Here is a 13,777-nt window from a genome sequence, read left to right as displayed (position 1 = left end):
AGTGTAGGTCGTGAGTGGAGCCACGGGCGCCTCAGCAGGCACCAACGGATCGGACGGCGGCCGTGGCCCCGCCACTGACCCGCAAGGGGCTCAGGGGGGCACCGTGACGGACACCCGCGAACCACAGCCGGAGGCGTACACCGGCAAGAAGGCCGAGTACGCCCCCGGCGCCCTCCCGAGCGAGCGCAAGCCCGCCCAGGAGCAGCCCACGGCGTACCACCCGCCGCAGGCCTACCCCTCCGAGGGCGCGGTCCGACGGCCGCGCACGGGCGCGCGCACGATGCCGCGCACCCGCAAGGCGCGGCTGCGCGTGGCGAAGGCCGACCCGTGGTCGGTGATGAAGGTCAGCTTCCTGCTCAGCATCGCCCTGGGCATCTGCACGGTCGTCGCGGCCGCCGTGCTGTGGATGGTCATGGACGCCATGGGCGTCTTCTCCACCGTCGGCGGGACGATCGCCGAGGCCACCGGCTCCAACGAGTCCAACGGCTTCGACCTCCAGTCCTTCCTGTCGCTGCCGCGCGTCCTCCTCTTCACGTCCGTGATCGCCGTCCTCGACGTCGTCCTGGCCACGGCCCTGGCGACGCTCGGCGCGTTCATCTACAACCTGTCCGCCGGTTTCGTCGGCGGTGTGGAGCTGACGCTCGCCGAGGACGAGTGAGCGTCTCCGGAGGCCGCTGAGTCACCGATTTTGGGACTGGCCCCGTCGTGCGCTAATCTTCAGAGGTCAGCGCGCGGGACACACACCGCAAAGCGCGGCGGGGCTATAGCTCAGTTGGTTAGAGCGCATCCCTGATAAGGATGAGGCCACAGGTTCAAATCCTGTTAGCCCCACATCTGCGAGAAGCCGCTTCCCCTGGTGGGAAGCGGCTTCTCTGCGTTTGGCAGCTCTTCCCGGCGTCTCCCCGGGAGTTGGCCGGGATCGCTCACTCCAGAAGGCCCAGGGCCGAGTCGGGCCGGCAGTGTCCGCAGGCCTCAACTCCGTTCGCGAGGGACCGCATTGCCTCGTCGCGCGAGATCGGCCTGCTGCGCCGCCCCGCCATGTGGCAGCCGCCCGCGTGCACGGCGATCGGCCTGCGCTCCTTGCCTATCCCCAGCTCGATGAGCCAGTCCGGCGCGGGGGGCCGAGCCCGCTCGCCCTGCCGCCGCTCCGCCACGCGCCGCTCCTCGTCCGCGATCCATCGACGGATCCGGTCGAGCTGCTGGAGCTGGACACGCTCGGCGAACCGGAGCGCCTCCAGGCGGGACAGATGGTTATCGTGCACGTGTTCGATGGCAGGTCGCGCGGCAGTGCTCCAGGTAGGCGTCCCTGCGGCGCGGTTCCTCCGGCGCTTTCCTGACCGCAAGCCCCGTCCGAGCCCGGTGCCGCGCCCGGCAGGCCGTACGAACCGCAGTTCGGCATCCGCGGCCGGACGTCCCAACGGTGTCTGACGGAGGCGGTGCCGGAAGCGGTGCCGGGAGCGGCCGCGTCGCGTCGCTCGGCTCCGGTCCCTCCCCTCGTGGGGACCGGCACCGAGCAACGCGGACGGCGTCGACTCGCGCTGTATCGGCGTAGCAGCGCGAATCGGAGGAAGTCCGGACCGGCGCTCGATGCGAGGTGGTTCCGGACGCGTCCGGTTACGCGAAGCTCTTCGGTGCACGAGTCGAGATCGTCGTAACTCGGGACGGAGGTCGGGCTCAGACAGGCGGCGGTGCGGGCACTTCTTCGAGCGCGGGCTCGTGACCTGCCCAGACGTTGCGTGGCTGGCTCGTTCCTGGCTGTGATCCTGCCAGTTCGGGATCGCGCAGAGGAGATCGTGACGACTTCCGGAGGGTGTAACCGCAGGTCAGCCGTATAGGGTGAGTTTTCCGGTCCGGATGTCCGCGGGGGGCGAAAGTAAGGGGTAGAAGCCTTGAGCTCCGACTCTGGGGCCCGTGCAGCCTTCGCGGAACGTCTCGCGCTGCTGTACACGGAGGCCGGAAATCCACCCCTCAAGCGCGTGGCCGAAAGTGTCGTACGCCTTCAGCGGGTCGACGAACGCGGGCGGCCCGTGCGGGTGTCCGCGCAGCGGATCAGCGACTGGCGACGAGCCAAGAACGTGCCGGCCCAGTTCGCCGCTCTCGCGGTGGTGTTGAACGTCCTGATCCCCGAAGCCCGGCGCGAGCGTCCCACACCGGTGACGCCGGGGCTGTACGACATGGCCCAGTGGCAGCGGCTCTGGGCGCGGGCCGTGGCGGATCCGGTCAGCGAGCGCGCCGGTACGTCCACCACGTCCGCGGAGGACGCGGAACGGCCCGTGGCCGAGGCCGCGACGGGCAGCAGTGTGTGCCCGTACCGCGGGCTGGCCTCGTACCGGGAGCAGGACGCTCAGTGGTTCTTCGGCCGGGAGCGCAGCACGGAGGCCCTGGTCGCCCAGCTGCGTACGGCGGAGGAGTCGGGCGGCCTGGTCATGCTCGTCGGGGCTTCGGGGGCGGGGAAGTCCTCCTTGCTGAGCGCGGGGCTCGTACCGGCGGTTCAGGGCGGAGCGCTGGGGGACGGGGCGGGTCCGGTGCTGCAGTGCGTGCCGGGAGCCGCTCCGTTCGCGGAGATCGCTCGGCGGATACCTGAGCTCGAACGCGCGATCTCGGCGGCGAAGTGGTCGGCCGAGACCGAGAGCGGCACGGCTGAATTCGCCGAGGCGGTGCGGGAGTCGGTCTCTGCGTGGGCCGGGCGCGAGGGAGCCTCGGCCGGTCCTCCGGTCCTCGTCGTGGACCAGTTCGAGGAGGTGTTCACCCTCTGCCCGGACGTGGCGGAGCGGCGGGCCTTCATCAGGCTCCTCCACGCCGTCTGCTCACCCGCCGCGCCCGGTGAGCGTCCGCCGGCCCTCGTGGTCCTCGGCATACGGGCCGACTTCTACGAGGAGTGCCTCCGGTACCCCGAGTTGGCCGACGCGCTGCAACACCGGCACATGGTCCTCGGACCGCTGACTCCGGCCGAGCTGCGCAAGGCGGTGACCGGGCCGGCGAAGGCCGTGGGCCTTGAACTCGAATCCGGGCTCGCCGAGTTGATCGTCCGGGAAGTGACCGCGGACGGTCCCCGCGGGGCGCACGACGCCGGCGTACTGCCGCTGCTCTCGCACGCCCTGCTCGCCACCTGGCAGCGGAGGAAGACGGGCAGGCTGACGCTGGCCGGCTACCGCGCGGCGGGCGGGATCCAGGGGGCGGTGGCGGCGACCGCCGAGCGTGCGTGGACCGGCCTCGACCCGGGCGCTCGTACGGCCGCGAGGCTGCTGCTCCTCAGGCTGGTCAGGCTCGGGGAAGACACCCAGGCCACGCGTCGGCGGGGTACGCGGCGCCAGTTGGCGGAGGAGTCGACGGACCCCGGCAAGACGGAGCAGTCGCTCGAAGCCCTCGTACGCGCCCGACTGGTCACGCTCGACTCCGGGACCGTGGAGATCACGCACGAGGCGCTGCTCCACGCCTGGCCGCGACTGCGCGACTGGATCGACGCGGACCGGAGCGACCACCTGCTGCGGCAGCGCCTGGAGGAGGACGGCAAGGCGTGGGAGGACTCCGGCCGCGACTCGGCGCTGCTGTACCGGGGTTCACGTCTTGAGCAGGCTCGAGCCTGGGCGAAGTGCGCCGGTGACACCTATCTGACCCGGAGCGCGGTCGAGTTCCTGGCCGCCTCGGAGAGGCTGCGCAAGCGCACGGCCTGGATCAGCCGCAGTGCGGTGGCGGCGCTGGTCGTCCTCGCGATGGTGGCCGGTGTCGCAGCCGTCGTGGCGGGGCAGGAGCGGGACGAGGCGGTCTTCGAGCAGGTGACCGCGCAGGCCGACCGCGTCCAGGACACGGACCCGTCGCTCTCCGCCCAACTCGCGCTGGTGGCACACCGCTTGCGGCCCGACGACGAGGGCGCGAAGAACCGGCTCCTGTCGATCATGAACGCTCCGCTGGCCACACCGCTCGTCGGCCACACCGGAGCCGTCTACCTCACCTCGTTCAGCCCGGACGGCAAGCTCCTGGCCACCGCGAGCTACGACCGGACGGTACGGCTGTGGGACGTGTCGGACCGCGCTCGCCCCAAGGCCGTGGGCAAGCCGATCACCGGCCACAGGAGTTGGGTGAGCACCGCGGTCTTCAGCCCGGACGGCGCCACGCTCGCCAGCGCTTCGGACGACGGCACGATCCGCCTGTGGGACGTACGGGATCCCCGCCGTCCGCAGCCGCTGGGCGACCCGCTGCGCGGCCACGACGGCTCGGTCTACCTGGTCGCCTTCAGCCCGGACGGCCGCACCCTGGCCTCGGCCGGCGAGGACGGAACTGCTCGGCTGTGGAACGTCCGTGAGCCGAGCCGGCCGAGGGCGCTCGCTTCTTTGCCGGACCACGACGCGGCGGTGCGTTCCGTGGCGTTCAGCCCGGACGGCCGGATGCTGGCGGTCGGCGCCGACAACGGCACGATCAGGACGTGGGAGGTGGCGAACCCGCGTCGTCCCGAGGCGGTGGGCTCCGTCCTGACCGGTCACAAGGGCACCGTGCACTCGGTCGCCTTCGCCCCCGACGGGCAGACCCTCGCCAGCGGCGGCTCCGACGAGACCGTACGGCTCTGGGACATGGCCGACCCCGAGCGGGCGAAGCAGCTCGGCGCGCCGCTCACCGGCCACACCGGCCCCATCTGGTCCGTGGCCTACAACCGGGAGGGCACCGGGCTCGCGGTCGCCAGCGCGGACAGCACGGCGAGCCTGTGGAACGTGAGCGATCCGGCCCATCCGTCGCAGGTCGGCGAGCCCCTGGCGGGCGGCAGCGGGGAGATGTACGCCCTCGGCTTCAGCCCCGACGGCCGTACGCTCGCCACCGGGAGCGGCGACAACAAGGTCCGGCTGTGGTCCGTGCCGACGTCGGACATGCTCGGCCGCATGGGAGCGTTCCGCCCGGACGGGAAGATCCTGGCCACCGTCGCGCGCGATCACCGGATCCGGCTGTGGAACGTGGAGCACCCCGACCGGCCCGTGTTCCTCGGCAAGCCGTTCAAGCAGGGCGACGAGGACGTGCACACCCTGGAGTTCTCACCCGACGGCCGTACGGTCGCGGTGCTGACGAGCGGCGCGGTGCAGCTGTGGAACGTCACGAACCCGAGCCGGCCCGTCCCCCTCGGCCGGCCGGTCGACCTGCAGACGCGCTTCGCGGGCCCGCACGCCTTGACCTTCAGCCCGGACGGCCGCACCCTCGCCACGGCCAGGACCGACCGCACCATCCAACTGTGGGACGTCAGCACCCCGTCCCGCCTCGAACCCCTCGGAAAGCCGCTGGCCGGGCACAACGGCTACGTCAACTCCCTTGTGTTCAGCAGGGACGGACGCTCGCTCTTCAGCGGCAGCGCGGACGGCACGGTCCGGATCTGGAACACGGCCGACCCCCGCCGCGCCGCCCAGCTCGGCAAGCCCCTCACCGGCCACCTGGGCCCCATCAACACGCTCGCCTACAGCCGCGACGGCCGTACGTTGGCCAGCGGCAGCGACGACGGCACCGTACGGCTGTGGAACGTCGCCGATCCCCGCGAGGCCCGGCAACTCCGCTCGCCCCTCACGGGCCACACCGACGCGATCGTGTCCCTGACCTTCAGCCGGGACGGACGCACCCTGGCGAGCGGCGGAAACGACAACATGGTCCGGCTGTGGAACGTCGCCCAGCCCTCCCGGGCAGCCCCGATCGGCCAGGCGATGAGCCCGAACGCCAAGACCGGCAATTTCCTGTCGTACAGCTCGCAAGGGCGCATGCTGGGGGTGTCGAGCGGCACCGATACCGTCCGGCTGTGGAATTTGGACACGGGCGAGGCGATTCGGCGTATTTGCTCGACGACGCGTGATGTTCTGACCCGGGAAAAGTGGCACGAGTATCTGCCCCGCCTCTCGTACGAGCCCCCGTGCGACGGGTGAAGAACCGGCGTTTGCCCAGGTCGGGCGCGTCCGATGGCCTCGGTCACAAGTCTGGTTCGCCCGTGGACGGTTGGCTCGCAGGGCGCATCTTGTTACTGTTCAGTCCAGCCCGATCGCTGGTGCATCCCCCGTCGCCAGCGATCGGGCTCTTTTCGTGACTTGCCTCAGTGGCAAAAGGCTGCAGCAATTAGGCGGGTTTCACGCTGAGTTACGTCGCTAGTGCTCCAAGTGCATGACGTCGGCAAGGGAGATGGTGAACTCCCCGCCGGATTCGGATTGCGACAGGTACTCCCTGCCCGGCTGCATCCAACCCGCCTTCTCGGCGGCGTCGACGGCTGCCTTCTCGGCCGCATCCGCCTTCTCGTTCAGGGCCTGGTCCCTCCCCGGATTCCCGCCGGCTGCGGCTGCGCCGGCTGCTAGGGAGGCCTGGAGGGCGGCACGGGAGGCGGCCACGGCGTTCTTGGCGGCGTGGCCGTCTGCTCGCCCTTGGGCGTGGACCTGATCGTGGGCCTGGTCGTGGGCCTGGGCCGTCTGGGCGGCGAGGGCTGCGGCGGCTGCGGCGTTCCGAGCGCACCGGGATGCCGCGGCCGGATCGGATGCGCTCGCCGAGAGGGCCGTCAACGCCTCGGTCGCGGTCCGGACGGCATGCTCGGTCTTCAGGACGGGGCCTTGCAGCGGCTCGCCCGCCTCACGCTTCGCGACGAGCGCGCTCTGCCGGCTGGTGAGGTAGTGGCAGGTGGCCGCCGTACGGGCCGCGGCGCTTCTGGTCCGGGCGGTGTGGCTCTCGCTCAAGCCGTCGTCGGCGTTCCGCGCCGACTCCTGGGCCTCTTGGTCGCGCATGGCCGGCTCCTCGTCTGGCAGGGGGCGTGGGGCAGGGTGACATGAGGAGGGGCAAGAGGCCATAGGCGTACGGCAAGAGGCCATAGGCGTACGTAGGGCAGGGCGGGCGAGGAAGTCTGCGTTCCCTGGTCGGCTCAGCCGTCGTTCTGTCGGGCTGGGGGCAGCAGGAGGTCCCGCTCCGGGTGCTGCTCGCCCGTGACGCTTCCGCTGACGCCGAGGTCTTGGCGTGCCGAGTCGTGGAAGGCGTTGATCGCGCTGAAGACGTCCCGGTTCCGGGCGCGCCAGTCCTCGAGGGTGCCGCCGATCTTGCCGTGCGCCTGCCAATCGACCTGCAGGGCAACGGAGTTCAGGCGGTGGGCCGCCTCGATCACGTCATCGCCGGCGAGGAGCATGATGCGCTCGAACGCCCGCCCTCGGGTACGGCCGGCGTCGGACATCTCGGCGAGGATCTCCCGCTCGCCCTGGTCGCTCTCGCGGAGGCCTTCCTTCACCTCGTACAGCTGCACGGCGAGGAAGATGCAGGTGCGGACACACTCGATGTAGTTCTCGTAGGCGTCCAACTTCCGCTCGTCCCAGCGGACGGAGCGCTCGTGCTTCTTGCGGCTGCGCTCCATGAGGAAGTTCGTCAGATGCGTCATCAGGGCGCCGAGGAGCACAGCGGCGACCGTGACGAGCTGTTCCCCCGTGCCCACTGTTCCCCCAGGTCGGCAGCACTCCAAAGGTTGGCTTGCCGATCATAGGGGTGGGCGCTTCAACGGGCGGGAGAACGCGGGAACATGAGGGACGGCCCGGCGACTGTTCAGGTCTCAACCGCGCTTCAGAAAAGTCCGAGCACGGCGTCCAGCGACCACGCCTGCCACCCCACGCCCAGCAGCGCGACGACCGCGATCAGCGCCATCATCAGGTTCTGCCCCTGCTCGGCCACATCGTGGATCATCAGCACCAGGTAGATCAGGCTGAGGGCGAGGCTGCAGAGCAGTGCTATCGGGGTCAGCAGGCCGACGATCAGCCCCAGGCCGAGTGCCAGCTCCGCGTACGCGACGACGTACGCCATGATCTTCGGTCGCGGCTTCACGACCGTGGCGAACCCGGCCTGTACGAAGCCCCAGCGGTGCTTCGCCGCGATGTCGGCCGCCCACTCGACGCCCCCGCCGTCGAACCACGTCTTCTTGTCCTTGTGGCGCCAGCTCTCGAACCACCACAGGCCGAGGCCGATCCGGAGGACGGCGAACACCTCGGCGCCGCTGAGCCACATCGTCTGCATCTGGAGCCCCTCCACACAGTGAACTGACGGAGCGTCAGTTCACTGCGTTCGCATCGATACCGCAAGGGGTCGGGGCGGGCGTGACGGTTGCTGTCGACACAGGGGGCCCTTAGTCTGCATCTGATGGGTCGTCAGATTCGAGCCGCCGAACAGGCTGGTAGGTAGGGGGCACGCAAGTGGTCAACACCGAGATCGGCACCAAGGAACTCCCCCGGGTCATCAGCGTCGATGACCACGTGATCGAGCCCGCTCACCTCTTCGAGCGCTGGCTCCCCGGCAAGTACCGGGACCGTGGGCCCAAGCCCTTCACGGCCGGCATCGGCGAGCTCGCGTACGTCGGCGGGAAGTACAAGTTCACGACGGACCCGGACGGCCAGATCACGGACTGGTGGGAGTACGAGGGCGAGATCTTCCCGTACAAGCGCATCATCGCGGCCGTCGGCTTCTCGCGGGACGAGATGACGCTCGACGGGATCACGCGTGAGCAGATGCGGAGGGGGTGCTGGGACCCGAAGGCGCGCCTGGCGGACATGGACCTGAACCATGTCGAGGCCAGCCTCTGCTTCCCGACGTTCCCGCGGTTCTGCGGGCAGACCTTCGCCGAGGCCAAGGACAAGGAGGTCGGGCTTGCCTGTGTACGGGCGTACAACGACTGGATGGTGGAGGAGTGGTGCGGCGACAGCGGGGGACGGCTGATTCCGCTGTGCCTGATTCCGCTGTGGGACGTCGACCTGGCCGTCGCCGAGATTCGGCGCAACGCTGCCCGTGGTGTGCGGGCGGTGACGTTCTCCGAGATCCCGACGTACCTCGGGCTGCCGTCCATCCACTCCGGCTACTGGGACCCGTTCTTCGCGGCCTGCGAGGAGACCGGGACCGTCGTGAACATGCACATCGGGTCGTCGAGCCAGATGCCCGCCGCGTCCCCGGACGCGCCTCCGGCCGTGCAGGCCAGCCTCTCCTTCAACAACGCGATGGCCTCGATGATGGACTTCCTGTTCTCCGGGGTCCTGGTGAAGTTCCCGAGGCTCAAACTCGCCTACAGCGAGGGGCAGATGGGGTGGATCCCGTACGCCTTGGAGCGCGCCGATGACGTGTGGGAGGAGCACCGCGCGTGGGGCGGCGTGAAGGACCTCATCCCCGAGCCGCCGTCCTCGTACTACTACCGGCAGATCTTCTGCTGCTTCTTCCGCGACAAGCACGGCATCGACGCGATCGAGACCGTGGGCGTGAACAACGCGACCTTCGAGACGGACTATCCGCACGTCGACTCGACGTGGCCGCACACGAAGCAGGTCGCGGAGGAGCATGTCGCCGGGCTGCCGGACGACGTCATCTACAAGCTCATGCGGGGGAACGCGATCCGGATGCTTGACCTGCCGCTGGACCAGTAGTCGTTCCCTTTGGCCGTGCCCGTGCCCGTAGCCGTAGCCGTAGCCGTAGCCGTAGCCGTAGCCATAGCCGCGCCCGCCGTCGATGCGCGGCGGGAACGGTGACACGGCGACGGCGGTCGCCCCGGCTGAGTAACGTGGGAGCTCAGAGCGGATTCCCGCGACGACCAGGGCGGGGTCGGCTCCGAGCGAGAGCGAGCGAATGAGCAACCCTCTGACAGAGCACGCGGTCACGCTGGGGCGGCGGTACGTGCGGAGCGGCGTCGGCCGCCGGGGGCGGGCGTGGGCTGCTGAGCACTGGCTGAACCCGTATCTCAAGGAGCACCCTCGTCGCAGGGTGGTGGAGAGCGGCTTCGGTACGAGATTCGCCGTGGACACCCGCGACCTGATCCAGAGGTACCTCTACCTCTTCGGCGTCTGGGAGCCCCACATGACCGGCTGGCTGCAGAGCCGGCTTCGGCCCGGCGACGTCTTCGTGGACGTCGGCGCCAACATCGGGGCCTTCTCCGTACTCGGCTCACGGCTGGTCGGCAGCTCCGGCCGCGTGGTCGCCATCGAGGCCTCGCCCGCCTTCCACCGCCGGGTGCTGCAGCACGCGGAACTCAACGACTGCCGGAACATCCGGGCGGTCAACACCGCGGTCTCGGACGAGCACAAGACGCTGACCTTCGTCCTCGCCAGCTCGCAGAACATGGGCGCCAACTCGATCGTCCCGTACGAGGGGGTGGCGGAGTCGGCGTTCGAGATCGAGGCGGTTCCGCTGGCGGAGGTCCTGGAGCCGGACGAGGTGGCCCGGGCCCGAGTCATCAAGATCGACGTGGAGGGCGCCGAGGGGAGCGTCATCCGCGGACTGGCACCGCTTCTCGGGAAGCTCCGGGAGGACGTGGAGATCGCGGTCGAGGTGACTCCCGATCGGATGGAGCAACTCGGGGACCATGTCGAGGAGTTGCTGGAGGTCATGCGCGAACACGGGTTCCACGTCTACCGGCTGCCCACCGAGTACTCGGCCGACAGCTACCCGCGCGCGATGCGGCACCCTGCGGCTCCGGTTCGGTGGCGGGAGCCGATCAGCGGGGAGACGGAGCTGATCTTTTCGCGGGTCGATGCGGCGGAGCTGGCGTAGGAACTAAGCGTCTTCAGAGCGCGGACCGCCGTCGATCCTTCCCAGGACGTAGACCATCGCTCCCGCCGAAAGGGCAGTGAATGCGAGTTCGCCCCAGAGTGGACCGATGAGGAACTTGTTCACCGCCGCGAGGATGACGAACCACACGGCGAAGACGAGAATCTTGTACAGCATTTACGGACCTCGAACTCAATCGGTCAAAGGAGGCTCGGTCAGGCCGAGTTGGGCGGGTAACGCCACTGGAAGCTGTCCAGTGCGCGTGCTCTCGCCTCGACCACGGACATGCGGGCGTCCCGTTCGGCCGTGTCCACGTGTGCGGACTGGCCCGTCACCTGGCCCTCCCACTTGCGGTACCAGAGGCCGACCTCCGGCGAGAACCAGCCGCGGGCAACGGAGTTGAGGGCAAGGAGGAGGCCCGTGTCCTCCGACGCGGGAAGGGCCATCCAGCCGCCGACCGCCAGGAGCAGATCGCGCCGGACGAAGAGCGTCGCCGGGTGGACCTGGGCGCGGTAGTCGTGCGAGGCCCAGTAGTCGATGACGGCCTTGCGCTCGATCGGGCCCGGCTCCGGGTCGCCGGGGAAGCCGACGGTCGTGCCGTCCGGCATGAGGTCGAGCACGCGGGACGTCGCCCACCCGAGGCTCGGGTCCGCTTCGAGTGCCGCCAGGTCGCGGGCGAGACTGCCGGGCGGGAGCTGGTCGTCGGCGTCCAGGACCTTCACGTACTCGCCGTCGGCGTTGGCGAGCGCCATCATGCGGGCGACGCCGGGGCCGCCGGGGCGACCCTGCCGGAACGTGATCCGCTCGTCGTCGGGGACGTGCGGCCCGACCTCGTCGGTCTTGCCGTCCTCCTGGATCAGCCAGTGCCACTCCCAGCCCTCCGGCAACTCCTGTGCGCAGAGCGACTTGTAGGCGTCCGAGAGGAAGCGCGCCGACGGTGCGTGTACGGCCGTGACGATGATGATGCGCCGGCTCACGGCTCACCACCTTTCCAAGTGAGTCGTGAACAGCAGTTCCGTGCGGTCGCCGGGCAGCGTGACGTGGGACATCTCGACGACGCGGTCCTCGGTGTCGTACTGCTTCTTGCGGAGCACGATCACCGCGGTGCCGGGCGGCAGGCCCAGTTCCTCGGCCTCCTCGGGCGTCGGCGGGCGGGCGGTGACGTGTTCCTCGACGCGGTCGATCTCGATGCCCACCGTGTCGAGCTGGTTCATCGTGCCGCCGGGCCACGGCTCGTTCGTCTCGTCCAGGAGGTCCGGGTTGGACGCGACGAGGCTCCGGATCAGGTACGAGGTCACCAGGCTGAACGGGTAGCGCTCGGCGCTGTACCGCGTCCGGTACGTGCGCTCGACGAGCGGCGTTCCCTCGTCGACGCCCATCGCCTCGCCGATGTCCTCGGTGGCCTCGACCTCGCGGTACGAGGCGTGGAAGACGAGGTCGTTCACCTCAAGGCCCGTGTCGTGCTCGGTCGCGCCGGTTTCGAGGCGCTCCTCCTTGGAGGCGTGGGCACGTCGCTTCTCCCACTGGTGCCGGGAGTTGTCGCGGAGGACGGGCGTGCGCCGCGTCCGTACGAACGTGCCGATGCCGTGGCGCCTCTCGACGAGCCCTTCGGCCTCAAGGACACGGATGGCCTGCTGGACCGTGGGCCCGCTCCGGCCGGTGCTCTCGATCAGGTCGGACTCGGAGGGCAGACGGTCGCCGGGTCCGTACTGGCCTGCGCGGATCTGCTCACGTAGGTCGTTCGCGATCTTCTCGTAGGCCTTCGCCATCTGATCCCACCGTTCCGTCGTGCGACGCGACTCAGCCTACGACTCCTCAAGAGGACTTGACGAGTGCTGGTGTGGGCATGGCTGAGCGCACCGTTCCCGTGGGGGAGGTCGGCGCGCGTGCGTGACGGCCCGTCCACCGGAGGGCTGTCTCCGGAACGGGCTTGAGCTGTCTGGCCACCTGTGGCGCGGGGTCCTGTGGTTCTCGGTTCTCCCTGTGGGGAGAAGGGCTTCCGGTCACTGGCCGGTGGTGCGGTCCTGCGTACGTTCAGAAGGGTCATCCGGCAAGGCTGGGCCGGCTGGTGCCTCGGGGGCGTAGGCCCCGGGCGGATCGTTGCGCTCGTGGTGCGGTTTCCGGGCAGGCCGGGGGTGCACCTCAGGGTGCTGGCTGCTGGTTGTGCTGCAGGTGGGACAGGTACTTCGGGGTTCGCTCGTGCTGCCAAGTACTGCTTGTACTGCGTGTGCTGCTTGCACTGCGTGTGCTGCTCGTACTGCCTCGTGCTGTTCGGACTGCGTGTGCTGCTCGTACTGCGTGTGCTGCTCGTACTGCCTCGTGCTGCTTGTACTGCTCGTACTGCTCGTACTTCTGGTGGATCTGGAGGGGTACGTCGTGGGTGGCTCTGCCCGCTGTGGTGGTCAGAGCGCCAGTTCCTCGGAGGTGGCCGGCCGTACGCGGTCCCGGGTGATCGTGTCCGCTTCTGTGGCCGTGTTGACCTGGTTCACGTCGGAGAGGGGCGTGGGGAGGGTCAGACCGCGGCTGTTGGGGGACGTGCCGTGGGCCTCGGCGTGGATGCGCTGCTTCATCGTGGGCGGCCGGGAGAGTTCGTACGGCTTCGCCTTCGGTGCGGGAGAGACGTACGGCGCCTTGGCCGGGGTCTCGGTGGCGCTGTTGCCGCTGCTGTCCTGCTGCGGGACGGCCGGGGCGGCGGAGGCGGTGGTGATGAGGCCCAGGGAGGCGAAGAAGGCCAGCAGGGCGGCGACGACGACGGACCAGATACGTGTGACCTTGTTGGTAGCCACGATCCCTCACTTTCGGGTCGGAGGATTTGCGTACTTTCCTCATGATGTGTACGAGGCCCGAGAAGTGCGGGAGGCCGAACCGTGATTCGCGGATCTTCGGATGAACACCACCCGTATGGACGCAAAGCACATAAAAGGGGCGAAAGGCTACGTTCTGTGGGGGGTTCGGTGCGGACCGTGAGGGCCTCTACTGCTGCGTACGGGGCGGGAGTTGGGTCCGGCAGCAGGTCACCGATCGGTATCGGTCGGTGTGTATAGTCGGGCGCCAGAGGTCCCCTACGTCAAGGAAAGACGAGGTAGCGCGGTGAAGAAGCTTCTCCTGGTCGCACTGGCCGCCATCGGCGGGCTCCTCGTGTACCGCCAGATCCAGGCGGATCGCGCCGAGCAGGATCTGTGGACGGAGGCGACTGACTCCGTGCCCGCAGGTTCGTGAGTCCCTTAACGCTCTTCGCAGGCCCCGGTCGCTCCAAGCGGCCGGGGCTTTGTGC

The 13,777-nt window shown here is 69.4% G+C and carries 13 protein-coding genes and 1 tRNA gene; 6 read left to right on the top strand and 8 right to left on the bottom strand.

What is annotated here, in order from left to right; all coding sequences use genetic code 11:
* The first annotated feature begins 10 nt into the window (after nucleotides 1-10).
* Both ACIDOF_RS12430 and ACIDOF_RS12425 read left to right on the top strand, forming a co-directional pair.
* Entirely contained in the window at nucleotides 11-658 is a 648-nt protein-coding gene (locus ACIDOF_RS12430) for a DUF3566 domain-containing protein (protein ID WP_409005875.1), read from the top strand.
* A gap of 99 nt (nucleotides 659-757) precedes the next feature.
* Nucleotides 758-831: transfer RNA gene (locus tag ACIDOF_RS12425), tRNA-Ile, on the top strand.
* 92 nt (nucleotides 832-923) lie between these two features.
* Here the strand turns inward: ACIDOF_RS12425 and ACIDOF_RS12420 are convergent.
* Nucleotides 924-1,262 (bottom strand): DUF6233 domain-containing protein, encoded by a 339-nt coding sequence (locus tag ACIDOF_RS12420; protein ID WP_409005874.1) that lies wholly within the window; start codon nucleotides 1,260-1,262, stop codon nucleotides 924-926.
* Between the two features lie 627 nt (nucleotides 1,263-1,889).
* On the opposite strand from ACIDOF_RS12420, the gene ACIDOF_RS12415 reads away from it, so the two are divergent.
* Nucleotides 1,890-5,891, top strand: a complete 4,002-nt coding sequence (locus ACIDOF_RS12415) for an AAA family ATPase (RefSeq protein ID WP_409005873.1) — start codon at nucleotides 1,890-1,892, stop codon at nucleotides 5,889-5,891.
* Nucleotides 5,892-6,107: 216 nt separating this feature from the next.
* On the opposite strand, the gene ACIDOF_RS12410 is transcribed toward ACIDOF_RS12415, so the two are convergent.
* The 3 genes from ACIDOF_RS12410 to ACIDOF_RS12400 form a co-directional block, all read right to left on the bottom strand.
* Complete coding sequence (locus tag ACIDOF_RS12410; RefSeq protein ID WP_409005872.1) at nucleotides 6,108-6,731, bottom strand: hypothetical protein; 624 nt, start codon at nucleotides 6,729-6,731, stop codon at nucleotides 6,108-6,110.
* A 134-nt stretch (nucleotides 6,732-6,865) separates the two neighbouring features.
* The gene (locus ACIDOF_RS12405; protein ID WP_409005871.1) at nucleotides 6,866-7,423 is read right to left on the bottom strand and encodes a hypothetical protein; all 558 of its coding nucleotides are present in this window, start codon (nucleotides 7,421-7,423) and stop codon (nucleotides 6,866-6,868) included.
* A 125-nt stretch (nucleotides 7,424-7,548) separates the two neighbouring features.
* A complete protein-coding gene (locus tag ACIDOF_RS12400; RefSeq protein WP_409005870.1) occupies nucleotides 7,549-7,995 on the bottom strand; it encodes a DoxX family membrane protein in 447 nt (148 codons plus the stop codon).
* Between the two features lie 176 nt (nucleotides 7,996-8,171).
* Here ACIDOF_RS12400 and ACIDOF_RS12395 point away from each other — a divergent pair, with 176 nt between their 5' ends.
* Both ACIDOF_RS12395 and ACIDOF_RS12390 read left to right on the top strand, forming a co-directional pair.
* The gene (locus ACIDOF_RS12395; RefSeq protein ID WP_409005869.1) at nucleotides 8,172-9,386 is read left to right on the top strand and encodes an amidohydrolase family protein; all 1,215 of its coding nucleotides are present in this window, start codon (nucleotides 8,172-8,174) and stop codon (nucleotides 9,384-9,386) included.
* A gap of 199 nt (nucleotides 9,387-9,585) precedes the next feature.
* Nucleotides 9,586-10,506 (top strand): FkbM family methyltransferase, encoded by a 921-nt coding sequence (locus ACIDOF_RS12390; protein WP_409005868.1) that lies wholly within the window; start codon nucleotides 9,586-9,588, stop codon nucleotides 10,504-10,506.
* A gap of 3 nt (nucleotides 10,507-10,509) precedes the next feature.
* Here the strand turns inward: ACIDOF_RS12390 and ACIDOF_RS12385 are convergent, their stop codons facing one another.
* The 4 genes from ACIDOF_RS12385 to ACIDOF_RS12370 form a co-directional block, all read right to left on the bottom strand.
* Nucleotides 10,510-10,680 (bottom strand): hypothetical protein, encoded by a 171-nt coding sequence (locus ACIDOF_RS12385; RefSeq protein WP_409005867.1) that lies wholly within the window; start codon nucleotides 10,678-10,680, stop codon nucleotides 10,510-10,512.
* Between the two features lie 38 nt (nucleotides 10,681-10,718).
* Nucleotides 10,719-11,480 carry a glycosyltransferase family 2 protein gene (locus ACIDOF_RS12380; RefSeq protein WP_409005866.1) on the bottom strand — a complete coding sequence of 254 codons (762 nt, stop codon included), beginning with the start codon at nucleotides 11,478-11,480 and terminating at the stop codon, nucleotides 10,719-10,721.
* A gap of 3 nt (nucleotides 11,481-11,483) precedes the next feature.
* Nucleotides 11,484-12,272 (bottom strand): GntR family transcriptional regulator, encoded by a 789-nt coding sequence (locus tag ACIDOF_RS12375; RefSeq protein WP_409005865.1) that lies wholly within the window; start codon nucleotides 12,270-12,272, stop codon nucleotides 11,484-11,486.
* A gap of 633 nt (nucleotides 12,273-12,905) precedes the next feature.
* Nucleotides 12,906-13,289: a DUF6344 domain-containing protein gene (locus ACIDOF_RS12370; RefSeq protein WP_409005864.1), complete on the bottom strand. Its 384-nt coding sequence runs from the start codon at nucleotides 13,287-13,289 to the stop codon at nucleotides 12,906-12,908.
* Nucleotides 13,290-13,593: 304 nt separating this feature from the next.
* Between ACIDOF_RS12370 and ACIDOF_RS12365 the strand changes: the two genes are divergently transcribed.
* The gene (locus tag ACIDOF_RS12365; RefSeq protein WP_010467770.1) at nucleotides 13,594-13,722 is read left to right on the top strand and encodes a DLW-39 family protein; all 129 of its coding nucleotides are present in this window, start codon (nucleotides 13,594-13,596) and stop codon (nucleotides 13,720-13,722) included.
* Nucleotides 13,723-13,777: the final 55 nt, after the last annotated feature.

Origin of the sequence: Streptomyces sp. Da 82-17 (assembly GCF_046098215.1) — a bacterium.
Lineage (GTDB): Bacteria > Actinomycetota > Actinomycetes > Streptomycetales > Streptomycetaceae > Streptomyces.
Note: the sequence above shows the minus strand (reverse complement) of the source record. Positions and strands in the feature narration are given on the sequence as shown.